Genomic DNA, 23,912 nt, shown 5'->3' with positions numbered 1-23,912 from the left:
TGTTGGCAATGGGACTCTAACCTCCGCGTCGTCCCGGCCTTTGTTGGCGAACGGACTCTAACCTCCTCGTCGTCCCGGCGAAGGCCGGGACCCATAACCACCGCAGCCTGTTATTGCAGCGGGCTGCGGCCCCAGCGTCGCGCCACGCCATCCAGTCGGGGTAATGGGTCCCGGCTTTCGCCGGGACGACGATGTGGATGGATTTGCGTTTAACCCCCTCAATCATTCCCGATCGTGTCGCCGAACAGCTGCCAGGTCTCGCCGTTGAACTTCTGCAGCCGCATCGCTTCGACCGGGAAATAGTCGGTCGGCGAGGTCTTCACCTTGATGCCGGGCAGGAACATCGGCAGCGCGATGTCGAGATTGGCGGCCTGCTTCATGATGTTCTCATGGGTGAGGTCGTCGCCGCACTGCTTTCAGCACCTGCACCGTCGCCTCCGCCACCACATAGCCGTAGACGATCAGCTGGTCCTGCAGATTGCCGTCCGGAAAATACTTCTTCATGAAGTCCTGCCAGGCGATCACGTCCGGGTCCGCTTTCCACTGCGGATCGTTCGGATCCTTCAGCGAGTAGGACGAGATGATGTCCCTGGAATATTCGAAGCCGGCCGGCTTCAGCACCGAGGACACCGAGGTCGAGGTCGCCGCGAGGAAGAACAAATCCGGCTTCCAGCCGATCTCGCCGATCTTCTTGATCGCCTGCGCCGCCTGCTTGGGGATCGCGTGCATGAACAGCACGTTGGCGCCGGATGATTTCAGCTTCACGATCTGGCTGTCGACCGTCGGATCGGTCGATTCATAGGTCGTCTCCGCCACCACCATCTTGGCGGTGTTTTCCGGCCCCAGCCCCTTCTTGAAGCCGTTGCCGTAATCCTTGCCGGCGTCGTCGTTCTGGTAGAACAGCGCGATCTTCGCGTCCGGCTTGTTGGTCAGCACATACTTGGCGTAGACCGCGGTCTCGGCCTGGTACGACGGCTGGAAGCCGATCGTCCACGGATAATGCGCGTAGTCGCCCCACAGCGTGGCGCCGGCGCCGACGAACAGCTGCGGCACCTTCTTGTCGTTGAGATATTTGCGCACGGCCAGGCCCGTCGGCGTGCCCAGCGGATTGAGGATCGCGGCGACCTCCTCCTGCTCGACGAGCTTGCGGGTCTGCTCCACCGTCTTCGGCGGCGAGTAGCCGTCGTCGAGCGTGATCAGGTTGATCTTGCGCCCGTTCACGCCGCCCTGGTCGTTGATCATCCTGAAGTAGGCGGCCTGCGTCTTCGCGATCACGCTGTAGGCCGATGCCGCGCCGGAGAATGGCGAGGTCTGTCCGAGCTTGATCTCGGTGTCGCTGGCGCCGGTGCCATATTTCTTCTCGGCGGCGTGTACCTGCGTCGCGAGCGCAAGCGCGACTGTTGCCGCAATGGCCTTCCAGATCATCGTGAGCCTCCCTGTGCATTTTTTGTTGTTCGCCAGGGGAGCTTACGTGAGGTCCGGGGAGGCAGGCTTGTGGCGAGACGCCGGGGCAGGGATGCGAAAATGCGGGCGGGGGAGGTGATGATTACCGTCGTCCCGGCGAAGGCCGGGACCCATAACCACTAATGTTTGCCGTTACATGGAATGTTGCCCCAGCCTTATAACCAATAAACAGCCGGGGTAATGGGTCCCGGCCTTCGCCGGGACGACGATGATGGATAGAGCGCCCCTTAACGGTAGCGCACGCTGCCGGTCGTGACAGGATCGGTCGGCAGCACGGTAGCGCCGGCTCTGCTGGCGGCGGCGGAGGTGATCATGCCGGGCTCGGCCGCGGCCTGCACATTGCGGGGCGGGTTGAATTCGAGGATGACGAGGGCGGCCGTGGCGAGCACCGCCACGGCGGCGGTTGCAATCGCAGGCACCAGTCTTCCGCGCGGATCGGCTGCGCGAACTTGCATCGAGCAATTCCTTTATCGGGGTCGTTCTTTGGACGTGATGTAAGAACGGCCAGGCTTCTTCCCAAGAGTGCGGCGCACATGCCTCACAATCAGTTGTACCGGCCGTGACGTCCGTCACGGTGTTCGAGCCGCGCGGGGTCGGCCCACGTCGAATCGCATTCGTGTCGGACGGCTTGTTTGCACACTAATATCTGGAAGAGATCGTGGCGTTTTGCATGCGCCTCATGCGCTCGTGATGATGCACAGTGATGTTGTGATTAATAATCGCGCGACAAGCCGCTTTCGCCTTTATTTATAGGCTTTCTTGGTTGGTTAAGGCGCGTGCGTTAAGCGTTTCTTCACTCGCTTAGAACGCATCAACATAGATTCGCGCTGTGGCAAGCGATGACACCGCTGTCATTGGCGGCAGCTGTCAGCGGATTTGCCGCAGCTCGTGGTCGCCGTCATTGCGAGGAGCAAAGCGACGAAGCAATCCATCTCTCCATGTCCATTGCGATGGATGGTTTTGCTTCACGCGCAATCACGCAAAGAAGAATTCACTCTCTATTGGCCATTTGCTACTCACCCGCGCGCACGCGCGTCGGTCGGATCGATTCATCTGTCAGACAGCAGGAGAGGGTGTGCGGACGCACTCTCGCGGCCTGCTCGTCTCGCGCACCTCTCGCGGTCACCGCATCCCGACCCAACGTCCGTGACGATCGCAAAACGCCCCTCTCAGAGGAGGCGGGGCGCGCTGCTTGCACCGATGAGTTTGAGGCTCGGTAAAGAGGAATATCTACCTAGCAAAGGATGAATAAGAGGATATCCTATTGAAATTAATATGTAAATTTAAGTCTTAGCGGGTGGAATCGACGCTCTGCGAACTGGATGCCCTCAGTCATCTACACGGAAAGCTGGCGCTCCGGGGGCGGATGCCGCGCTTGGTCAGCGGCGGCAAGAGACTTTCAGTCCTTCATAACCGAGATACTATCTGGGCCAAATCAACTTGTGAGCGAGGCGATGACGCGCACTCAAGTATTGGGCGGATATGACGACGGATATGACAACTGCAATTGCTTTTGGGGGACTGCTCCAGGCTCATTGGTGCAAACATTTATTGAGAGTAATCCAAAGCTCGATGGCATGCGTGTTCTGGACTTAGGATGCGGTGAAGGAAAGAACGCCGCGGCGTTTGCCAGATCGGGAGCGACTGTTACCGCCGTCGATTGTTCTGCGCGGGCATTGGACAATGGTCGGGCCGCATTTTCCAGCTCAGAGATCGAGTGGTGTCAATCAGACGCCCGTTCGTTTCTCGCTGTTTGCGATTCGTTCGACGTGATCGTTATGTATGGTCTCTTGCACTGCCTAGCGTCATCCGACGAAGTTGAAGAGATGGTTCAGTCGGCCCTACGTAAAACCCGTCCCGAGGGATACCACTTTGTTGTCGCTTTCAACGATGGGCCGCACGATCTGTCCGCCCATCCGCTTTTCTCCCCTGTTTTATTGCCTCACTCATTCTATCTCGATCAATATGCCGGACAGACGATTCTTTCTCACTCGAATGCCGTCATTCACGAGACCCATCCTCACAACGGCATTCCGCACTTTCACAGCTTGACGAGAATTTTGGCGAGAACAGCGAAATGATGTGTCCGTCAGATCTTCGCCGGCTCTATCGAGAACGTCGCGTTGTGCCGTTCGTTGGTGCGGGCGCATCAATGTCGGTGAGTTGGGATGGTGGGCGCAAACGTGGTCCTTCTTGGAGCGCAATGGTAGATCAAGCAGCTATTCTGCTTGGATGTACGGATGCAAACTTGTTGCGTATGCGGGGGAGCGATCTTCAGATCCTTGAGTATTTCAAGATCGTGAACAACGAGCTTGCGCCACTGACTAATTGGTTGGCGTTGCAATTCTCTGAAGCGTCCGATGACGATATCCTTGCGTCACCTATTCATTCTGCATTGGTGCAGTTGGAACGTTGCAGCATTTACTACACGACAAACTATGACAACTTTATCGAAAGGGCGCTTACGAAGAGCGCAAGGGCGGCACATATCGTTTCAGGGGAGCATACGATCTCGCACGATCGCTCCTTAGTCGAAGTTGTAAAATTTCATGGAGACTTCAACAATCCAAAGGAAATGGTTGTCTCGGAGTCGCAGTACATGGAGCGGATGCGTCTTGAGAGCCCCATGGATTTTAAACTTCGTGGTGACATCTTGGGTCGCGCAGTGCTCTTCATCGGGTATAGCTTTCGCGACCCCAACGTCAATTACGTCTTTCACATTGTGAATAGGCTTTTTGCGAACCTGCCTCACTCTTCCACGGGGAGGCGCGCATACATAATCCTGCCTGAGCCATCTGAGTTCGAACGTCGCCTTTTTAACGAACGAAACATCGACGTGATTCCAGTCGCGGCAGATGACATCTCTGCCAACGTAGCCGCAGTTCTCCAAGAGATGAGAAGCTGAGTCCAATGAGCAACCCGATTCAGATCGTCTATTGCTCCGGAAGTGAGTTTAAGAAGCAAGAGTGGTCAATCGCCAAAGGCGCAATTCAGCTCGATTCAACGGGCAAAAAGTTGGGAGAGCTCGTCGACTTTCAGTTTCGCGGGGTTAAGACAACCGAGCCACTTCTTTGCGACATTGAGGCTATGGTGAGATTCAAGGTCGAGTCTGCATACAAGCAGGTGCAGGTGCCGTGCATCGTTGAACATGCTGGATTGATTCTTGAAGGTTACGAGGCCAGCTCATTTCCCGGTGGATTGACGCAGCCGATGTGGGATTCTCTCGACGCTCGGCAATTTGTTTCTTGCTGTTCGACTTTGACCACGCGAGCTATCGCAAGGGCCGTCGTAGGATATTGTGACGGCTTAAACGTCTTTACGTTTACGGGCGAAACTCGTGGGAATTTAGTCGACAGCCCGAGAGGGACTCGAGGCTTCTACTGGGATCCGATCTTCTGTCCCGACGGGGGCGGAGGCAAAACTTATGCGGAAATTGCGAAGGATGATGGTTCGGGCCTTGTAGACAAGCTTGCTATCTCTCAGTCGATACGAGCGCTGCAAAAATTTATCGCGCATCGCGTTAAGACAGAGCCGTTACTCTTTCCTTCCTTATGAAGAAAGCCTTGTTACAAGCGCGTCGAGTGTTCGTCGAAAAGCTTCCATACCAAACGAATTGTAAATATACGCATTTGCTCGCCGGCCAAGGCTTGGAATCTCGTCTTCGACCGGCGCATCGTACACCTTTAAGAATTCGCGGTAGCTGAAAGTGAGATTGCTACTAGCCTCACGCGCTCGATACATATCAAACGCAACATCAGGTGGAGTCTGGACAAAGAGAAGGCCGACGCCTTCCGGGCATTTCTTTTCTAGCCGCTCATAAGTGTCTAAATTTCTTATGCCGTCTACGATCACGCGGTTTCCGGCTCTATTTTCGATTTCTTTGACGATAGTTCCCGCAAGCTTCTCCGTTCCTCCTGGGGCGGTGATGAAACGGTGCGCTCTGGACTGAAACTCTTGTCGTCCTATCTCTGCCAGCGAAGGTGACGACATCAAGTCTTTGACCAGCTCTCCAGTCTTAATCAGCGGACAGTTGAGTTGTTGGCTGAGATATCCAGCCGTCTCGGATTTGCCAGATCCGATTCTTCCCGCGACGACGATGACTCGGTCACTCGCTAGGCGCGAATTGTTGAGTATCTCGTACCTCGCTTTTGTAACGAGCGTTGACGGATAGAATCTGCGTAAGCAGAGTTGCGACCAATACTCAAAATCTGCAATGTCGACGGCGTCTCGCGATAGGTCGATCCACCCAATGCCCTTTATAGATGAATCGCCTTTCTGAAGCCTTCTAACTGCGTTCCAATCTGGCAGCCAAACTCGATAGACCACTGCGACGTGTCGTCGTCCGACTTCAGACGAGTCGTCGTTGAGAACTCCCAGTCGTTCGAGTGGCGCATTCTGAAAGAGGCGGATCGTTGCTTCGTTCGGGTGGTCTAGTTCTGCCCCAGACCTCTGCGTTCGTCTCCGCGCAGAAGAATCGGGAAGATATAACTCCTCCATTAGTTCGCGGCGAGCGCAAGAAGACAAGCCGTAGTCATTGTGCGAGAGCATGTCTAAATCTGCTGCACTAACATGGCCGCCGAAGCCGATGCATTTCGAGCCGCGAAGAAATTCAGCAGCTCGACTCAGGTACGACCGTTTGAAAAAAAGGAGCCGTTGTCCGCATTGGACGAGGACGTACGTTATAAATTGCTTGGCATCATTTCGCCTTTCCGCGTCTGCGCGTCCAACGTAGGTCGTTGTACTCGTGTTCAAGAACCGGTTCAGGATTGATGCCGCGTCTGTATCAATGCCCTGAAAGGTCAAGACATCGCGAAAGGCGGGCTCCGGCACGCAGAGGACTTCTTCTTTGGGCGTGCGCAGGACACGTCGCTGTGCAACGTATTCGGCTGTGACTGCTTCTCCAAGAGTGCCCGGATCGTTATTTCCCGATCCGATCGAAGAGCGCAGTGTGAATCGGCCTCGCGCGGTTCGCACGAAGCCGGAATCGGTTCCGCGGCTGAGTATGTCTACGCTGAGGCGCGCTTGCATAGATTTTTGCGGAGTTCGGCCCATCACGTGATCACCAAACAATCCTTGTTCGATGCCGCGTTCAACAATCTCACCTGCACTCAGTGGGGCTGTCGATTTTCCCAACACGATTTCGGCCACGCGCAGGTAAGTCTGATGATCGCCGTCGACACTGCTGTCGCGGTGATTCTGCACGGGATCCGTTTGCTTTTCGTAACTATGCATCCTCAGTCGCTTGGCGTGCGTCTGCGACAAAAACCATAGGCTAGCCCGATATCTTGAGCCAGCGAAGCGACTTCGCGAGAAGGTAACAGCGAATGTCAGCTTTGAGCCGGAACTAGAAAACGAGCGCTGTCAATTGCTTAGTCTCGGTCGACCGCGGTCAAAGAGGATAACTACTCACGGCTCCGAACGGCACAGGCCTTTAAACAAAAACGGCCGGGTCATCGACCCAGCCGTTCAAAACTCTCTCCGCGAATTCCGCCTGTGTGGCGCGCTCGCTCAGCTCGCCTTCTTCACCGGCGCCGGCTTGCCGACCTTCTTCTCGATCGCGCGCTTCAGGTCGAGGGCGCGGGGCGAGAGCACGTCGGCCTTGGCCTTGAGCAGGTAGGCGTCGAGGCCGCCATTGTGGTCGACGCTCTTCAGCGCGTTGGTCGAGACGCGCAGGCGCACGTTGCGGCCGAGCGCTTCGGAGATGAAGGTGATGTTGGCCAGGTTCGGCAGGAAGCGCCGCTTGGTCTTGATGTTCGAGTGGCTCACCTTGTGGCCCGTCTGGGGGCCCTTGGCCGTCAGTTCGCAGCGCCGGGACATCTTACAAAATCCTTATTGCATCCCCGCCTCTCTGCCAGGCGTGCAATCACACGGCCCGCGCGGGGGTTTTGAATTCGCGTCCATTTTCCAGGAACCGCGGGTGTATAGGGGGAGAATACCCGAGCGTCAAGATTATATCGCCGCATGCGGGGCGCCGGAAATGCCGGTTCATAAGGTCTTCCAGCCACTTAACGGCCGATATGGCAACCATATAAAGGGCGTATTCGGCTGCAAGTCTAGGTTCCATACAAGATGCGCCTTGTTGTCCGGCCGAATTGAACGCCGAAATGGACAACGGATAGAGCGCCGATAGCAGGACCGTCAGGTAGGTTAAGTGACCACCGCCATTGCCATTTTGCCCCCGCTCGGCCGGCTGCTCGGCCTGTGCGCGGGCGCATTACTGCTGTTCTGCGCCGAGCGCGCCAGCGCGCAGGGGCGGCTCGACGCCCAGTATGAGGCGACGCTCGCCGGTATCCCGGTCGGCAAGGGCAGTTGGACCATCGAAATCGGCGACGACAGCTTCTCGGCCTCGGCCCAGGGCGGCACCGCGGGCCTGTTGAAGGCATTCTCCGGCGGCTCCGGCGCGGGCGCCTCGCAGGGCCGCGTCGTCAACGGCGCGCTGGCGGCCTCCTCCTACACCGCGACCACCACCACCTCGAAGAAGTCGGAGACGATCCGGATGGTGCTGGCCAATGGCGGCATCAAGGAATCCGCGATCGAGCCGGAGCCGCCGGTCGATCCCGACCGCCTGCCGGTGACCGATGCGCAGAAGAAGAACGTGTTCGATCCGATGACCGGCTCGTTCCTGCGCGCGCCCGGCAATGCCGAATTGATGAGCCCGGATATTTGCCGCAGCGGCGCCGGCATCTTCGACGGCCGCATGCGCTACGACCTCAAGCTCGATTTCAAGCGGGTCGAGATCGTCAAGGCCGAGCGCGGCTATCACGGCCCGGCGCTGGTTTGCGCGCTCTATTTCGTACCGATCTCGGGCTACATCCCGGATCGCCCGGTCATCAAATATCTCGCCGCCCAGCGCAACATCGAGATCGCCTTCGTGCCGATCGCCGGCACCCGACTGCTGGTGCCGTTCCGCATGACGATCCCGACCCCGCTCGGCCAGGCCATGCTGGAAGCCACCTCGTTCGTCACCACAGCCGCGCCGCCGCGCGTGGCGAAGACGCAGTAGATCGTGCCGTCATTCCGGGGCGATGCGGAAGCATCGAACCCGGAATCTCGAGATTCCGGGTTCGCGCTGCGCGCCCCCCGGAATGACGGGGCGCTCAGCGTGCGGGGCATGCAACGAACGTCACCGGAATCCAGTTGACTCTTGTCCGCTTCTGATTCGACTCGGTCACCCCTGGAACTTAAGGAATTCAGTCCGCATATCCTGTGCTTGTGGAGCCCTCTCAAACTTGATCTAGTGCCGCCGCCGTCAGCCTACCCGAGATGTTGCGGTGAACGTTCCGAGCCCGGAATAGAGTCAGCGATTCGGCCGCGATTCGTTCTAGAGTCGTTCCAGAGCTTAAGGTAGGCGCGGAAAGCGTCGCATTGTGAGACAGATTTTGTGAAAAGGACGCGTGAAGGAGTGAAGACCAGAGCGTCAATCCCTCACCGTCACCCTGAGGAGGCCGTGCAGCGGCCCTCTCGAAGGGCGACGGCCCTGCTGTCTCATCAAGATCGCCGCAAACGGGTCGATCTCGGCCGTGCATCCTTCGAGACGCGCTGACGCGCGGCTCACAGGTACAACGGCGAATTCGCCGTTGTACCGGGGATGACGGATCAGAGAGCGCCCCAACAATTCAAGAAACACCTGCAAAATATGGCTTTCTCAACTTCGTTCGGAAATGACCGCGTGCCCGGTGCAGGCGTCACCGCGGTGCTCGGGCCGACCAACACCGGCAAGACGCATCTGGCCATCGAGCGCATGCTGGCGCATTCGTCCGGCCTGATCGGGCTGCCGCTGCGGCTCTTGGCGCGCGAGGTCTACAACAAGATCGCGGATCGTGCCGGCGTCGACAATGTCGCGCTGGTCACGGGCGAGGAGAAGATCAAGCCGAAGGCGCCGCGCTTCTGGGTCTCGACCGTGGAAGCGATGCCGCGCGATCTCGATGTGTCCTTTCTCGCGGTCGACGAGATCCAGATCGCGGCCGATCTCGAGCGCGGGCATGTGTTCACCGATCGCATCCTCAACCGCCGCGGCCGCGACGAGACGCTGCTGCTGGGCGCGGCGACCATGCGGCCGATGATCGAGCGGCTGTTGCCGGGTGCCTCGATCATCACGCGGCCGCGGCTCTCGCAACTCGAATTCGCCGGCGACCGCAAGATCACGCGGCAGCCGCGCAGAACGGCAATCGTCGCGTTCTCCGCCGACGAAGTCTACGCGATCGCCGAATTGATCCGCCGTCAGCATGGCGGCGCGGCCGTGGTGCTGGGTTCGCTCTCGCCACGCACGCGCAATGCGCAGGTCGCGATGTTCCAGAACGGCGACGTCGATTACCTCGTCGCCACCGATGCGGTCGGCATGGGGCTTAATCTCGACGTCGATCACGTCGCCTTCGCCTCCGACCGCAAGTATGACGGCTACCAGTTCCGCCGCCTGACGCCGGCCGAATTCGCGCAGATCGCCGGCCGCGCCGGGCGCGCGACGCGCAACGGCACCTTCGGCACCACCGGCCGCTGCGCGCCGTTCGAGCCGGAGCTCGTCAACGCGCTGCAGAACCACACCTTCGATGCCGTCAAGGTGCTGCAATGGCGCAACGCGAAGTTGGACTTCGCTTCGCTCGGCGCGTTGCAGGTGTCGCTGGCGCTGTCGCCCAATCATGAGGCACTGACGCGGGCCCCGGTGGCCGAGGACCTGCGCGTGCTCGAGCATGTTGCGCGCGACGCCGAGGTGCGCAATCTCGCGCATGGGGCGGCCGCGGTGGAGCGGCTGTGGGAGGCCTGCCAGGTTCCGGACTACCGGAAGCTGTCGCCGGCCGCCCATGCCGAACTCGTGACCACGCTGTATGGCTTCCTGATGCAAAAGGGGCGTATCCCTGACGCATGGTTTGCCGCCCAGGTCGACCAGGCCAACCGGACCGACGGCGATATCGACACGCTATCGGGCCGGATCGCGCAGATCAGGACCTGGACCTTTGTTGCCAACCGGCCGGACTGGCTCTACGACCCGGACCACTGGCAGGGGATCACGCGCGAGCTCGAAAATAAATTATCCGATGCGCTGCATGAACGGCTCACGGAGCGTTTCGTTGACAGGCGGACCAGTGTATTGATGCGCCGCCTGCGGGAGAACTCAGTTTTGAATACGGAAATTGGCAAGACCGGTGAAGTGATCGTGGAAGGCCACGTGATCGGCCGGCTCGATGGTTTCACCTTCGCACCTGATGCGGCCGAGGCCGGCAGCGACGCCAAGGCGCTGCAAGCCGCCGCCCAGCAGGTGCTGGCGCGCGAGATCGATGCGCGCGCCGAGAAACTGGGCGCCGCCCCCGACGAGCAGTTCGTGCTGACCTCCGACGGCACCATCCGCTGGACCGGCGATGCGGTCGCCAAGCTGGTGGCCGCCGAGGACGCGCTGCATCCGCGGCTGCGCATCATCTCCGACGAGCGGCTGACCGGCGCCTCGCGCGAAGCGGTGCAGATCCGGCTCGACCTCTGGCTCAAGACGCATATCGAAAAGCTGCTCGGGCCGCTGTTCGAACTGTCCAAGGCCGAGGATCTGCAGGGCATCGCCCGCGGCATCGCCTTCCAGCTGGTCGAGGCACTCGGCGTGCTCGAACGTGCGAAGATCGCGGCCGAGATGAAGGATCTTGACCAGCCCTCGCGCGCGGCCTTGCGCAAATACGGCGTGCGGTTCGGCGCCTACCACATCTATTTCCCGCAGCTCTTGAAGCCCGCGGCGCGCTCGCTGGCCTCGCTGCTGTGGGCCGAGAAGCAGAGCAATGCCGACATGGCGGCGCTGTCGAATGTGCAGCATCTCGCCTCCAGCGGCCGCACCTCGTTCCCGGTCGACAAGGCGTTGCCGCGCGATGCCTATCGCGTGCTCGGCTATCGCCAGTGCGGCGAGCGCGCGGTGCGCGTCGACATCCTGGAGCGGCTCGCCGATCTGATCCGCCCCGCTTTGGCCTGGCGCGAGACCTCGCCGGGCGAGAAGCCCGCGGGCGCGTTCGACGGCCGCGGCTTTGTCGTGACGCAGGCGATGACCTCGCTGACCGGCTCCGCGGGCGAGGATTTTGCCTCGATCCTGCGCGCGCTCGGCTACCGCATGGACCGCCGTCCGCCGCTGCCGCCGAAGCCCGTCGAGGCCGCGCCGGCCGAGACCACGGAGGCCGTAGCCGAGACCACGGAGGCCGTGGCCGAGACCACCGAGACGGTCGCCGCCGAGACGCCGCCAGTCGAGGCGACCTCTGAGGCCGCCGTGGATGCGCCGGTTGGTGCCACCGCCGAGGTTGTGGCCGAAGCGCCGGAGGCTGCCACGGATCAGCCGGTGTCGGGCGATCCCGCACCGTCGGCCGCGCTGTTGCCCGATGTCGGCTTTGCCGAGGTGGTGTCCAGCGAGGCGACGCCGGTCGTCGTCGAGACCAAGCCCGAGCCCGTGGCAGAAGTTGCCGCGGAGCCCGCCGCTGTCGCCGAAGAGCCCGCTGCTGAGGCGCCCGCTGCGGAAGCGGTACCCGAGCCCGCGCCTGCCGTGGAAGCCACTGCAGAGACACCCTCCGAGACCGCCACAGAGGCCCCCGCGGAGACCGCGAGTGCCGAGGCAGCACCGGCTGAAGCCGCTGCCGCCGCCGCGGAGACGCCGGTCGAGCCGCAACTGGTCGAAGTCTGGCGTCACGGTGGCCGCTCCGACGAGCGCCGTCCGCATCATCGCGGCCACGATCGCAACCGCGGCCGTCACCAGGGCAAGCCCGCCGAGGGCGCGCAGGCCGCCGAAGGCGGCGGTGAGAGCGACGGCAAGCGCGAGCAGCATCGCCGTCCGCGCCGTCACCAGGATTTCCGCGCGCCGCGCCCGGGTGCGCCCGCGGATCCGGCTGCGGCGCCCGCCGAGGGCGCGCAGGCCCGCGACAACAGGGACGACAAGGGCCAGCGCCGCGAGCGCTTCGAAGGCAAGGGTCGCGATCGCGACAATGAGCGTCGCCGCGACAACAAGTTCGGCGGCGAGCGCAAGGGCGAGCGCGGCGATCGTGATCGCGGCGGCCGCGATTTCGGCAAGGGCGGCCGCGACAAGCGCGAGGGCGGCCCGTCGCATCGGCCCTACGCCTCGAGCGCGCCGCGCGAGCGCGACCGGCCGATCGATCCGAATTCGCCATTCGCCAAGCTCGCTGCCCTGAAAGAGCAGCTCGCAGGCCGGAAGGAATAGTCCAACCCTTGGTTTAACGCTTGGTCTAGTTTGGATCGACAGCGCCTCGACAAATGGCTGTGGCATGCGCGCCTGGTGAAGGCCCGCACCAGCGCCGCTGAACTCGTCGTATCGGGTCATGTCCGGATCAACGGCGCGCGTGAGAAATCGCCGGGCCATGCGGTGAAGGCGGGTGATGTCGTCACCGTCGCGCTCGACAACAGCGTCCGCGTGCTCAAGGTGATCGGCTTTGCCGAGCGGCGCGGCGATGCCAGTTCGGCGCGGGTGCTGTACGAGGATTTGCAGGCCGGCAATTTGCAGGCCGGTAAGGAGTAGTTATCTAGCGCTTGCTATCTCAATTTGGGTGGCAGGAGCGTGAGAATACTGGCGTTTTTCGAGGGCCGCTTCCCTTGCGGCCCCGGTATTCCTGCGCTACGCAACCCCAGAAAAATCGATCGTTCCGGAGTTTTGGATGACCTACGTCGTCACTGAAGCCTGCATCAAGTGCAAATATACCGACTGCGTCGAGGTCTGCCCCGTCGATTGCTTCTACGAGGGCGAGAATATGCTGGTCATCCATCCCGACGAATGCATCGATTGCGGCGTGTGCGAGCCGGAATGCCCGGCGGACGCCATCAAGCCGGACACCGAGCCGGGCCTGGAAAAGTGGCTCGAGGTCAACCGCGACTACGCCAAGAGCTGGCCGAACATCACCCAGAAGAAGGACTCGCCGGAAGACGCCAAGGAGTGGGAAGGCAAGGAAGGCAAGTTCGAGAAATATTTTTCTCCGAATCCCGGCAGCGGCGACTGATTCGCCAGGGAATACCGTGGTAAGGTCGGGCTCTGGTCCGCCGCGGCCCTCCGTTCGGCCGCCGATTTAACCCTAATGACGGACATATGACCTGAACGGCCCCTGTTATGCCCGGAATCGGGCGTAAACCATTGATTTTTGCGGAAAATGTGCTATATCTGACACATTACAGGCCAAGAACCCCCTGCCATGCGTACCTTGTGGCTTCGAGGTTCCCGCAAACTCGAACAGGGGCGTGGCAGTTTCCGCGCGCAGGCTGTGTCACAGAAAACGCGTAAAAAGAGTGCTTCAAAGACGACGAAAAAAGCCGCTGTCGTTGCTCGCAGCGCAACCAAGGGCCGTGCCAAGGCGTCCGTGAAGGGGGCCAAGAAGGCGGCGGCTGCAAAGTCCTCAAAGAACAAAAGAAGCGTGATGCCAGAAAAGACTGCCAAGACTGCCGCGAAAGCGGCAGCTGCGAAGCCCGCTGCTGCCAAGGTCGCCCCCAAGCCTGCCGCGACCAAGACGGCTGCTGCGCCGAAGCCGGCCGCCCCGAAGGCTGCCGTCCCCGCCGCTGCTCCGAAGGCTGCCGCCAAGCCGGCCGCCGCGCCGCGCGTCGAGGAGCCGAAGAAGGTCGTGACGCAGCGTCAGGGCTTCAAGGCCAATGAATTCGTGGTCTATCCCGCTCACGGCGTCGGCCAGATCCTGGCGATCGAGGAGCAGGAGATCGCGGGCGCCAAGCTCGAGCTGTTCGTGATCAATTTCATGAAGGACAAGATGACGCTGCGCGTCCCGACGGCGAAGGTCGCCAATGTCGGCATGCGCAAGCTGTCGGAGCCGGCGCTGGTCAAGAAGGCGCTGGAGACGCTGAAGGGCCGCGCCCGCGTCAAGCGCACCATGTGGTCGCGCCGCGCCCAGGAATACGAAGCGAAGATCAACTCGGGCGACATCGTCGCGATCGCCGAGGTGGTCCGCGACCTCTATCGTTCGGAATCGCAGCCCGAGCAGTCCTATAGCGAACGCCAGCTCTATGAAGCGGCGCTCGACCGTCTGTCGCGCGAGATCGCGGTCGTGCAGCACTCGACCGAGACCGAGGCGATCAAGGAGATCGAAGGCCAGCTCGCCAAGAGCCCGCGCCGCGGCGCCAAGGCAGAAGCCGAGGGTGAAGGCGAGGGCGATGCCGACGGCGAGGATGCCGATACCGATGGCGACGATACCGCCGTCGAGGACGAAGCCGCCTGAAAGGGTTCGACGGATTGAAAACAAAAGCCCGGTCGCAAGACCGGGCTTTTTGCTTTGGCGGCGTGTCCGTGGGGCACGCTTACCTCTCCCCTGGTGGGAGAGGTCGGATTGCATGGCAAATGCAATCCGGGTGAGGGTGCAGGCTCTCCGCAAGTTGCAGCCCCTCGACCGCGATCTTCGCCCGGGCAGATCGATATTCCAAACTGTCCGCGCCGCTGGACTCTTGGACCAGCGGCACTCGTTGCCGACTTATCCCGAAACGGAACGCCGGTAACTTTCGCGCGTTCGCTCGCCAATGAGGAGAGCGGACCATGACATCAAAGGCAGGCATTTTTTTCGCAGGCGTTGGAACAACTTTTATTATCCTAGGCGCTGGGTTCGGTGGTGGACTGTTCATGGCGAATTCGGCGCTTAAGGATTCTGCCGGCGCCCCCGCGCGCGTCTCTTCGCCAGCGCCTGCGGAACCAGCGCGCGTTATCCTGCCATCCACGGCAGAAGCCGCGCAGCCACCGCAGCCTGCCACCCAACGAGAGCCCGCCACGCCAGACGCAGCCTCACCGCCGCAGCCGCCACTGGAGCCGGTCAAGGACGTACAAGCGCCTGTCGAGAAGCAGGCGGACGTGGTGGACACGAGAAAATCTGACATTGCAGAAAAGGAGCGGCGTAAGCGCTACGCCGAACGCAAGGCGAAGCGCGTCGCGACCGAGCAGGCGAGGCGTCAACAGCGGCGCATCGAACAAGGCGAGCAACGCCGCGAAGCTCCGGTGCTCTTGGAGCAGGCGCGACGCCACGAAGTGCCGATCATGGCGTCTGAAGACGATGACTCCCCGCCGCGTCCGTTCGCGAATTTCTTCAGGAATGACTGAGCGCATCGCTTTAGTGAAGGAGCCGAGGAACAGTCCGCAATCGAGGGACGTTAGTGCTGATACAGAAGGCCCGTTCGTCTGATGGCTAACGAAAACTCCATTGCTTCAACTGCCAGTCCTGAACAACGCATAGAGCAGGCGTCAGAGGCGATCCGTCAGATGGCTGAGCGCGGCGTATTCGAACCTTTGCCGCAACAAGATCGGTGGCTGCATCACTTGAGTGAAGCGACCAGGGCGGCTCCGCTTCAATCGCTTGCCGTTGCATTCTTGCTGGGGGTCTTCCTGGCTCGGCGGTAGCCGTCGGCTACGCCGTTGATGCTGCCGCGCCGCGTGCTCAATACGAGCGCTGCTCGATGCCCCAGCGGCGGTTCTCGGAGGTCACGATCCATAGATTGCGGTGACGGCTGGCAATCGATCCGTCGGCGCGGTGGCGGCTGTATTCGACCAGCAGATGCACCTTGCGCGGCCCGACCAGCACCGGCTCCTTGCGCTGATAGGTGCTCTTCGTCCATCCCGTGGTGCGCGCCAGATCGTTGAAGAACGACGGCGGCAGCTGGCCCGGGCCATCCCAGATCACGAGCTGCTCGCCGGACAGGATGACGTGCGGGAAGTGCAGCAGCGCGTCCATGCCGGCGAGATCGCGAGCGTTGAAGCGGTCGGTGAAATCGTCGATGCAACGGATCGCCGCCGCGATCATGGCCGCATGGTCGGCATTGTCAGGGGCGGGTTGGAAGAGCTTGTCGGCATTACTCATGCCGTCGCTTTACACTGGCAGCGAAGCGAGCCGCAATGACGCTCGAAGCTACGTAAACGATCCTGACCAGTATCGTCTTGTCTTGCTTCATGGATGACGACGGCAACGGGAGCGCGGCGTGCTATGCTGACCGCCCTGCCGTTATTTGATCGACATTAAACTGACCCCATCAATTTGCAGCGAGGAGAAATTCGATGACATCCAATGTTGAGGCAACCAGGAAGGGTTATGAGGCCTTTCAACGTGGTGACATTCCGACGCTCATGAGGGATCTGATCGATGACGACTGCACGTGGATAACCCCGGGTCCCCAGGACAAACTGCCTTGGGCCGGGACCTTCAAGGGAAAGCAGCAGATTGCAAACTTCTTCGTCCAGGTTGGCGAGAATCTGGAATTCAGCGAGTTCGCGCCGCGTGAGATGATTGAGCAGGGCGACACCGTCGTGGTCCTGGGTACACTCACGGCGCGGGCAAAGAAAACAGGCAAGACTGTAACGAACGAATGGGCCCACGTTTTCAAGTACCGTGACGGGAAGGCGGTCCGCTTTCAGGAGTACATTGACACTGCGGCGGATGTTGCCGCGATGTCGTGACAAAGCAAGAGGCAGGCGCGCATGCGCGGATGTCGTCGGCGTCATCCGCCTCTATCGCCTACTTCACCCGCTGCTTCTCGAGCTTGCGCGCCAATGTCCGGCGATGCATGCCGAGGCGGCGGGCGGCTTCGGAGATGTTGAAGTCGGTCTCCATCAGGGTCTGGTGGATGCGCTCCCATTCCAGCGTCTTGATCGAGGTCGGCCGCGCGCCAAGCTCGATGGCGGCGTTGCCGGCGGCCTTCTGGAACGCGGCCTCGATGTCGTCGGTGTTTGACGGCTTGGCCAGATAGTGGCAGGCGCCGAGCTTGATCGCCTCGACCGCGGTCGCGATGCTGGCAAATCCGGTCAGCACGACGATCAGCATCTCAGGGTCATGCGCGTGCAGCGCTTCGACGCAGGCAAGGCCCGATGCGCCGCCGGCGAGCTTCAGGTCGACCACCGCATAGCCGGGCGATTGCTGCTCGAGCAGCTGGCGGACCTCGTCGAGCGAGGCCGACACCGCCACATCATAGCCGCGGCGCTCGAACGAGCGCTTCAATGTGCGGGCGAAACCCGCATCGTCCTCGACGATCAGGAGCTGGCGTTCATCCGTCAAGATGGTCTCCGATCGCAAGCGTCGAGAGCGGCAGCTCGAGCCTGACCGCGGCGCCGATGTCCGGCCGGTTGCGCGCCGTCACCACGCCGCCCAGCTTGCGCACCACGTTGACCACCAGGAACAGGCCGAGGCCGCTGCCGGGGCTGCCCTTGGTCGATTGATACGGCTTGCCGATATGCGCCAGCATCTCGTGCGAGAAGCCCGGGCCGCGATCGGTCACCGACAGCACCAGCGTGTCGGCATTGCGCTCGGCCATCAGCTCGATCCAGTCGCGCGACACCTCGGCGGCGTTGTCGAGCACGTTGAAGATCGCCTGCTTGAGCGCGATGTCGGATACGATCGCGAGATCAGCGCCGAAGGCGTTGCGGAAATACAGCGTGGCCGAGGGCCGCGTCGTCCGCCATTCCTCCACCAATGCCGTCAGGAACGCCGTGACCGTGGTCGGCGAGGAGCCTTCGCCGCGGGCTTCGCCCGCCGAGAGCAGGATGCCCGTCACGATCGACTTGCAGCGCTGCACCGAGATCTCCATCTCGCCGAGGTCCTGCGACATTTCAGGGTCGGAGGCGAGCGCGGGCATCCGGCGCCAGTCGCCGAGGATGACCGAGAGCGAGGCGAGCGGCGTGCCGAGCTCATGCGCGGCGCCGGAGGCCAGGAGGCCGATCCGGACGATGTGATCCTGCTCGGCGGCGTGCTGGCGCAGCGCCGCGAGGCGCAGGTCGCGATCGCGCAGATTGCGGTTGATCCGGGTCATGAACACCACGAGCAGCACGGCGTCGAGCACGAGGCCGATGAAGGTGCCGGCGATATAGAGGTTGAAGGCATCGGCGAAGCCGTGCTGCGGCAGCTCGAGCGGCCGGTAATAGCTGGTCAGCCAGGCGAAGTTCATGCAGACCAGCGCCACCAGCGACCAGGTCGAAGGCGCATCGAGCAGCACCGCGCCAAGCGTCACCTGCAGCAGGTAGAGCGAGGTGAAGGGGTTGGTGGCGCCGCCGCTGAGATAGAGCAGGGCGGTCAGCGCCGCGACGTCGAGCGCCAGCGCGACCAGCAGCTCGCGGTTGTTGATGTCGGCGCGGTAGCGCAGCCACAGCAGGCTGACGACATTGAGTGCCACCAGCCCGGAGATCACGGCCGCCAAGGGCAGCAGCGGCAGCGCGACGCCCATCCAGAACTGCACGAAGCCGATGGTGGCGATCTGGCCGATCACGGCGATCCAGCGCAGCTGGACCAGGAGGGCCATGTTCTTGCGATTGGTCGCGATGTCGGCGGGCGCTGCGAGGTCGAACGGCATGCCGGCGGCCGCGCCCGCGGCGGACGGCGTTACCGCCGCGCCGGTCGCGGCCTTGTCGTCATGCAGATCCGATGTGCGCTCGAGCATCTGGGCCTGTGTCGCGAGACAGATTGCGGGCTGCGCCGATCAAGCGGCGCACGGCGGCGCGCCGTGAGCCCCACCTTGGATCGGAGGCGCCGGCGCGGCTCCTGCCGCTGAAGACGCGCAGGAGCGCGCCCACCAGCATAAGGGCCAGTGCGAACCATGTCAGCGCGTAAATCAGGTGGTTGTTCGGAAACCGCACGATCGTGAGCCCGCCGATCGGGGCGCCGCCCGGATTTGGCGTCGCATCGACATCGATGAAGAAGGGGGCTGCTTTCGACAGTCCGTGCGCGGCAGCGATCGCGGCGACGTCGCGGGAATACCAGCGGCCGGCCGAAGCATCGTTGCTGCGCAGGAATCCGCCCTTGGGCTCCGACATCCGCAGCAGTCCGGTGACGCTGACGGCGCCCTGCCGCTCGCCATCGCGCCGTGTCGCGGGATCGCGTTTATCAGAGGGAACAAAGCCGCGGTTGACCAGCACGGTGGTTCCGTCGGCGGCTTGCAGCGGGGTCAGCACCCAGAAGCCGGGGCCCTCGGCCGTGACGGCCTGCACCAGCGTCTCATCGGCGTTGAGGAACGTGCCGCGTACGGTGACGCGTCGGTATTCATCGCTCGCGGCCGTGACCGCCGGCCATGACGATGGGGGCGGCGGCGCGACCGGCGCCGCATGCATGCGCTGCTCGACCCGCTCGATCAGCGCCAGCTTCCAGGTCCGGCGTTCGATCTGCCAGATCCCGAGCGCGCTCAGCAGCACCACGCCCAGCATGCCGAGCGTGAGCAGCAACAGCGACGGTCTGGCAGACCGCATCGTCACGGCATCTGGCTCATGTCGTGCAGCGGCATCATGTTGATGTTGAGATGATGCATGACCCACAGCGAGCCGGTCAGCGCGATCACCACCATGACCACGGTGAAGATCATCGCCATCATGGTCCAGCCGTTTTCGGACCGCGTGTTCATGTGCAGGAAGTACACCATGTGCACGACGATCTGCACCGCGGCGAGCACCAGCACGATCAGCGCGGTGACCTGCTTGTCGGCGATGGCGCCGGTCATCACCAGCCAGAACGGCACCGCGGTGAGGACGACGGAGAGACCGAAGCCGATCAGATAGCTCTGCAGCGAGCCATGGGATGCCCCGCCGTGAGCGTCGTGGCCGTGCCCGCCGGCGTTGGCTTCGAGAGCGTGAGCTTCTTTTGTCATCGCAGCATTCCCAGGAGATAGACGAAGGTGAAGACGCCGATCCAGACCACGTCGAGGAAGTGCCAGAACATCGAGAGGCACATCAGCCGGCGCCGGTTGGCTTCGGTGAGGCCGAAGCGCGCGGTCTGCACCATCAGCGTCACCAGCCAGACCAGGCCGAAGGTGACGTGCAGGCCGTGGGTGCCGACCAGGGTGAAGAATGACGACAGGAAGGCGCTGCGCTGGGGCGTTGCGCCCTCGTGGATCATATGCGCGAACTCGGTGAGCTCGATGCCGAGGAAGGCGAGGCCGAACAGCCCGGTGATGGCGAGCCAGGCTTGCGTCGCGCCGATCCTCGATTTCTCCATCGTCAGCATGGCGAAGCCATAGGTGATCGAGGAGAGCAGCAGCATCGTGGTGTTGAGCGCGACCAGCTTGAGGTCGAACAGGTCCTTCGGCGATGGGCCAGCGGCATAGTTACCGCCGAGCACGCCATAGGTCGCAAACAGCATCGCGAAGATGAGGCAATCGCTCATCAGGTAGATCCAGAAGCCCAGCATGGTGCTGGCGCCTTCCGGATGATCGTGCTCGTCCACAACGTGAAAGATCGGCTCGGAGTCCTGGGTGGAGACGGTTGTTGCTACGCTCATGTCTGGGCTCCCGCGGCGAGCACGCGTGTCCGCGCGTCTTCAGTCCGCACCACCTCATCCGCCTGGATGTGGAAGTCGCGCTGATAGTTGAAGGTGTGGCCGATCGCGACCGCGAGCAGCGCAACGAAGCTGACGGCGGCGAGCCACCAGATGTACCAGATCAGGCCGAACCCCATTACCGTCGCGAGGCCGGCGAGGATGATGCCGGTGCCGGTGTTGGACGGCATGTGGATCGGCTTGAAGCCGGTCAGCGGGCGCCTGTAGCCGCGGCGCTTCATGTCCCACCAGGCATCGTTGTCGTAGACCACGGGCGTGAAGGCGAAGTTGTAGTCCGGCGGCGGCGACGAGGTCGCCCATTCGAGCGTCCGCGCGTTCCAGGGATCGCCGGTGGTGTCCTTCAGCTGCTCGCGGCGCAGAATGCTGACCGCGAACTGCACCAGCATCGCGACGATGCCGAGCAGGATCAGGAACGCGCCGAAGCCCGCGATGATGAACCAGATCTGCAGGGAGGGATCGTCGAACACGCGGAGCCTTCGGGTCACGCCCATCAGGCCGAGCACGTAGAGCGGCATGAAGGCGAAGTAGAAGCCCGAGACCCAGAACCAGAACGACAGCTTGCCCCAGAACGGATCGAGCCTGAAGCCGAACGCCTTCGGGAACCAGTAGTTGATGCCGGCGAACAGGCCGAACAGCACGCCGCCGATGATCACGTTGTGGAAATGCGCGATCAGGAACAGGCTGTTATGCAGCACGAAATCGGCCGGCGGCACCGCCAGCAGCACGCCGGTCATGCCGCCGATCACGAAGGTCAGCATGAATGCCACCGTCCACATCATCGGCAGTTCGAAGCGGATGCGGCCGCGATACATCGTGAACAGCCAGTTGAACATCTTCGCGCCCGTCGGGATCGAGATGATCATGGTGGTGATGCCGAAGAACGAGTTCACGCTGGCGCCGGAGCCCATCGTGAAGAAGTGGTGCAGCCAGACCAGGTAGGACAGGATGGTGATGACGACGGTGGCGTAGACCATCGAGGTGTAGCCGAACAGCCGCTTGCCGGAGAACGTCGCGGTCACCTCGGAGAAGATGCCGAACGCCGGCAGCACCAGGATGTAGACCTCGGGGTGGCCCCAGATCCAGATCAGGTTCACGTACATCATCGGGTTGCCGCCGAAGTCGTTCGTGAAGAAGTTGGTGCCGACGTAACGGTCGAGCGACAGCAGCGCCAGCACCGCCGTCAGTACCGGGAAGGAGGCGACGATCAGGACGTTGGTGCAGAGCGAGGTCCAGGTGAACACCGGCATCTTCATCATCGTCATGCCCGGCGCGCGCAGCTTGACGATGGTGCAGATCAGGTTGATGCCCGATAGCGTCGTGCCGACGCCGGCGACCTGTAGTCCCCATATGTAATAGTCGACGCCGACGTCGGGACTGTAGCCGATGTTCGACAGCGGCGGGTAGGCGAGCCAGCCGGTGCGGGCGAATTCGCCGACGAACAGCGACATCATCACCAGCACGGCGCCGCCGACCGTCATCCAGAAGCTGAAATTGTTCAGAAACGGGAAGGAGACGTCGCGGGCACCGATCTGCAGCGGCACCACATAGTTCATCAGGCCGGTGACCAGCGGCATCGCCACGAAGAAGATCATGATCACGCCGTGCGCGGTGAAGATCTGGTCGTAGTGATGGGCCGGGAGGTAACCGTCGGAGCCGCCAAAGGCGATCGCCTGCTGCAGCCGCATCATCAACGCGTCCGCGAAGCCGCGCAGCAGCATCACGATGCCGAGGATCATGTACATGATGCCGATGCGCTTGTGGTCCACGGTGGTGAACCACTCGCGCCACAGATAGGTCCAGAGCCGGAAATAGGTGACGATCGCAAACAGCGCGAGGCCGCCGGTCGCCACCACCGCGAAGGTGCCGACCAGGATCGGCTCGTGGATCGGCAGCGCCTCCAGATTGAGGCGACCGAAGATCATCTTGACGAGATCGGGATTCATGCGGTCCTCCTCAGGACTCTGATTTCGGACGCTGACCGAGCAGCAAGGATGTCGACGAGGGGTGCGCGGGCGAGAACGGCGGGCGCTTCAGCCCGAAGCCGCGCAGCGGCGTCAGGTCGAGCGGCGCGGTGATCTCGTGCGACGGCGCGTCCTTGATCTCGTCCATCGAACAGATGCCGGCGACGAAGGTCGGCTCGGAGCCGAGCGGCGCGCCGCGGCGGGCGTATTTGTCGTAGGTCAGCGGCAGCGTGTTGTTGAAGCCTTCGCGGCCGAGGCCGCCCTTGGCGTCGATCGCCATCATCTCGCTCATGCACATCTTGCCGGGCTCGACGCACATGTTGAGGACCGCCTTGTAGAGATCGCGGTCGACCGAGCGGTAGAGCCGGACCGGATCGTTCTGGCTCGGACGCTCAAGCTGCAGATAGTCGGTGCGGCCGAGCATATTGGCGCTGGTCTTGGCGGTGGCGATCCACTTGTCGAAATCGGCGCCAGACAGGCTCTTGAAGTCGAAGTGCATGCCGGAGAAGCCGGCGCCGCTGTAGTTGGCGGAGAAGCCGCGATAGGTGCCTTCCTTGTTGGCGACCGCGTGCAGCTTGGTCTCCATGCCGGGCATGGCGTAGATCTGGCCGGCAAGCGCGGGGATATAGAACGAGTTCATCACGGAGGACGCCGTGATGCGGAAGCGGATCGGGCGGTCGACCGGAGCTGCGAGCTCGTTGACGGCGGCGACGCCGTAGTCCGGGTAGATGAACAGCCACTTCCAGTCGAGCGCGACCACCTCGACATTGAGCGGGGCGTCCTTGCTCTCGATCGGCTTGTCGGCGGCGATGCGGCCGAGCGAGCGGTAGGGATCGAGCAGATGGGTGCCCATCCAGGTCAGCGCGCCGAGGCAGATGATGATCAGCAGCGGCGCCGACCAGATCACGAGCTCGAGCTGGGTGGAGTGATCCCACTCCGGCTCATAGGGGGCCGCAGCGTTGGACTGGCGGTAGCGCCAGGCGAAGAACACGGTCAGCGCCATCACCGGAAGCACGATGATGAGCATCAGGACGGTCGAGATGACGACGAGGTCGCGCTGCTGGGCGGCGATGTCGCCGGCAGGCGCTAGGACGACGAAATCGCACCCGCCAAGGAGCGCCGCGAACGGCAATAAGGCCAATAATTTCAAGGCGCGCACGGCTCACCCCACTTGAATTTTATGAGTTCCGCCAAGGGGTAGCTGCGATGCAGCAAAGTTCACATTGGACAATTTGTCCAATGT

The 23,912-nt window shown here is 62.1% G+C and carries 21 protein-coding genes and 1 pseudogene; 10 read left to right on the top strand and 12 right to left on the bottom strand.

Features of this window, described 5'->3' with window-relative positions:
• Positions 1–218 precede the first annotated feature (218 nt).
• Positions 219–1,425: pseudogene (locus ACVW1B_RS33165) on the bottom strand (ABC transporter substrate-binding protein).
• 266 nt (positions 1,426–1,691) lie between these two features.
• Positions 1,692–1,919, bottom strand: coding sequence for a hypothetical protein (locus ACVW1B_RS33160; protein WP_016843499.1), 228 nt, complete (start codon positions 1,917–1,919; stop codon positions 1,692–1,694).
• A 999-nt stretch (positions 1,920–2,918) separates the two neighbouring features.
• On the opposite strand from ACVW1B_RS33160, the gene ACVW1B_RS33155 reads away from it, so the two are divergent.
• Genes ACVW1B_RS33155 through ACVW1B_RS33145 form a run of 3 tightly spaced genes read left to right on the top strand, consistent with a single transcriptional unit; the run spans position 2,919 to position 5,019 of the window.
• Positions 2,919–3,545, top strand: coding sequence for a class I SAM-dependent methyltransferase (locus ACVW1B_RS33155; protein WP_456822744.1), 627 nt, complete (start codon positions 2,919–2,921; stop codon positions 3,543–3,545).
• A 44-nt stretch (positions 3,546–3,589) separates the two neighbouring features.
• A complete protein-coding gene (locus ACVW1B_RS33150) occupies positions 3,590–4,369 on the top strand; it encodes an SIR2 family NAD-dependent protein deacylase (protein ID WP_456822743.1) in 780 nt (259 codons plus the stop codon).
• Between the two features lie 5 nt (positions 4,370–4,374).
• Complete coding sequence (locus ACVW1B_RS33145) at positions 4,375–5,019, top strand: non-canonical purine NTP pyrophosphatase (RefSeq protein WP_456822742.1); 645 nt, start codon at positions 4,375–4,377, stop codon at positions 5,017–5,019.
• On the opposite strand, the gene ACVW1B_RS33140 is transcribed toward ACVW1B_RS33145, so the two are convergent.
• Positions 5,014–6,696, bottom strand: coding sequence for an HTH domain-containing protein (locus tag ACVW1B_RS33140; protein WP_456822741.1), 1,683 nt, complete (start codon positions 6,694–6,696; stop codon positions 5,014–5,016). The genes ACVW1B_RS33145 and ACVW1B_RS33140 overlap by 6 nt on opposite strands.
• Positions 6,697–6,972: 276 nt before the next feature.
• Positions 6,973–7,281 (bottom strand): 50S ribosomal protein L28, encoded by a 309-nt coding sequence (rpmB, locus tag ACVW1B_RS33135; RefSeq protein WP_028341882.1) that lies wholly within the window; start codon positions 7,279–7,281, stop codon positions 6,973–6,975.
• A gap of 355 nt (positions 7,282–7,636) precedes the next feature.
• Between rpmB and ACVW1B_RS33130 the strand changes: the two genes are divergently transcribed.
• From ACVW1B_RS33130 to ACVW1B_RS33105, 6 genes are all read left to right on the top strand, one after another.
• Positions 7,637–8,467, top strand: coding sequence for a DUF3108 domain-containing protein (locus ACVW1B_RS33130; protein WP_375166756.1), 831 nt, complete (start codon positions 7,637–7,639; stop codon positions 8,465–8,467).
• A gap of 633 nt (positions 8,468–9,100) precedes the next feature.
• Complete coding sequence (locus tag ACVW1B_RS33125) at positions 9,101–12,634, top strand: helicase-related protein (RefSeq protein ID WP_456822740.1); 3,534 nt, start codon at positions 9,101–9,103, stop codon at positions 12,632–12,634.
• Between the two features lie 30 nt (positions 12,635–12,664).
• Complete coding sequence (locus ACVW1B_RS33120; protein ID WP_076824784.1) at positions 12,665–12,949, top strand: RNA-binding S4 domain-containing protein; 285 nt, start codon at positions 12,665–12,667, stop codon at positions 12,947–12,949.
• A 136-nt stretch (positions 12,950–13,085) separates the two neighbouring features.
• Positions 13,086–13,424, top strand: coding sequence for a ferredoxin FdxA (gene fdxA / locus ACVW1B_RS33115; protein WP_016844914.1), 339 nt, complete (start codon positions 13,086–13,088; stop codon positions 13,422–13,424).
• Positions 13,425–13,835: 411 nt separating this feature from the next.
• Positions 13,836–14,642 carry a CarD family transcriptional regulator gene (locus ACVW1B_RS33110; protein WP_080686805.1) on the top strand — a complete coding sequence of 269 codons (807 nt, stop codon included), beginning with the start codon at positions 13,836–13,838 and terminating at the stop codon, positions 14,640–14,642.
• A 311-nt stretch (positions 14,643–14,953) separates the two neighbouring features.
• Complete coding sequence (locus ACVW1B_RS33105; protein ID WP_156436051.1) at positions 14,954–15,508, top strand: hypothetical protein; 555 nt, start codon at positions 14,954–14,956, stop codon at positions 15,506–15,508.
• Between the two features lie 334 nt (positions 15,509–15,842).
• Here ACVW1B_RS33105 and ACVW1B_RS33100 read toward each other — a convergent pair whose 3' ends face one another.
• Positions 15,843–16,262, bottom strand: coding sequence for a hypothetical protein (locus ACVW1B_RS33100; protein WP_253606105.1), 420 nt, complete (start codon positions 16,260–16,262; stop codon positions 15,843–15,845).
• A gap of 194 nt (positions 16,263–16,456) precedes the next feature.
• On the opposite strand from ACVW1B_RS33100, the gene ACVW1B_RS33095 reads away from it, so the two are divergent.
• Positions 16,457–16,855: a nuclear transport factor 2 family protein gene (locus tag ACVW1B_RS33095; protein ID WP_057015516.1), complete on the top strand. Its 399-nt coding sequence runs from the start codon at positions 16,457–16,459 to the stop codon at positions 16,853–16,855.
• 58 nt (positions 16,856–16,913) lie between these two features.
• Here ACVW1B_RS33095 and ACVW1B_RS33090 read toward each other — a convergent pair whose 3' ends face one another.
• The 7 genes from ACVW1B_RS33090 to cyoA are packed head-to-tail and all read right to left on the bottom strand — an operon-like array spanning position 16,914 to position 23,828.
• Positions 16,914–17,450: a response regulator transcription factor gene (locus ACVW1B_RS33090; RefSeq protein ID WP_253606106.1), complete on the bottom strand. Its 537-nt coding sequence runs from the start codon at positions 17,448–17,450 to the stop codon at positions 16,914–16,916.
• Positions 17,440–18,825 carry an ATP-binding protein gene (locus ACVW1B_RS33085; RefSeq protein WP_253606107.1) on the bottom strand — a complete coding sequence of 462 codons (1,386 nt, stop codon included), beginning with the start codon at positions 18,823–18,825 and terminating at the stop codon, positions 17,440–17,442. Before ACVW1B_RS33085 ends, ACVW1B_RS33090 begins: the two co-directional genes overlap by 11 nt.
• A complete protein-coding gene (locus tag ACVW1B_RS33080) occupies positions 18,797–19,627 on the bottom strand; it encodes an SURF1 family protein (RefSeq protein ID WP_253606109.1) in 831 nt (276 codons plus the stop codon). The genes ACVW1B_RS33085 and ACVW1B_RS33080 overlap by 29 nt, the downstream gene beginning before the upstream one ends.
• A gap of 2 nt (positions 19,628–19,629) precedes the next feature.
• Complete coding sequence (cyoD, locus tag ACVW1B_RS33075) at positions 19,630–20,022, bottom strand: cytochrome o ubiquinol oxidase subunit IV (protein ID WP_253606110.1); 393 nt, start codon at positions 20,020–20,022, stop codon at positions 19,630–19,632.
• The gene (cyoC, locus tag ACVW1B_RS33070) at positions 20,019–20,651 is read right to left on the bottom strand and encodes a cytochrome o ubiquinol oxidase subunit III (RefSeq protein ID WP_225163208.1); all 633 of its coding nucleotides are present in this window, start codon (positions 20,649–20,651) and stop codon (positions 20,019–20,021) included. The genes cyoD and cyoC overlap by 4 nt, the downstream gene beginning before the upstream one ends.
• The gene (gene cyoB, locus ACVW1B_RS33065) at positions 20,648–22,651 is read right to left on the bottom strand and encodes a cytochrome o ubiquinol oxidase subunit I (RefSeq protein ID WP_253606112.1); all 2,004 of its coding nucleotides are present in this window, start codon (positions 22,649–22,651) and stop codon (positions 20,648–20,650) included. The genes cyoC and cyoB overlap by 4 nt, the downstream gene beginning before the upstream one ends.
• A 10-nt stretch (positions 22,652–22,661) precedes the next feature.
• Entirely contained in the window at positions 22,662–23,828 is a 1,167-nt protein-coding gene (cyoA, locus tag ACVW1B_RS33060; RefSeq protein ID WP_253606114.1) for a ubiquinol oxidase subunit II, read from the bottom strand.
• Positions 23,829–23,912 lie beyond the last annotated feature (84 nt).

This window comes from Bradyrhizobium sp. USDA 4502 (assembly GCF_054063355.1).
Note: the sequence above shows the minus strand (reverse complement) of the source record. Positions and strands in the feature narration are given on the sequence as shown.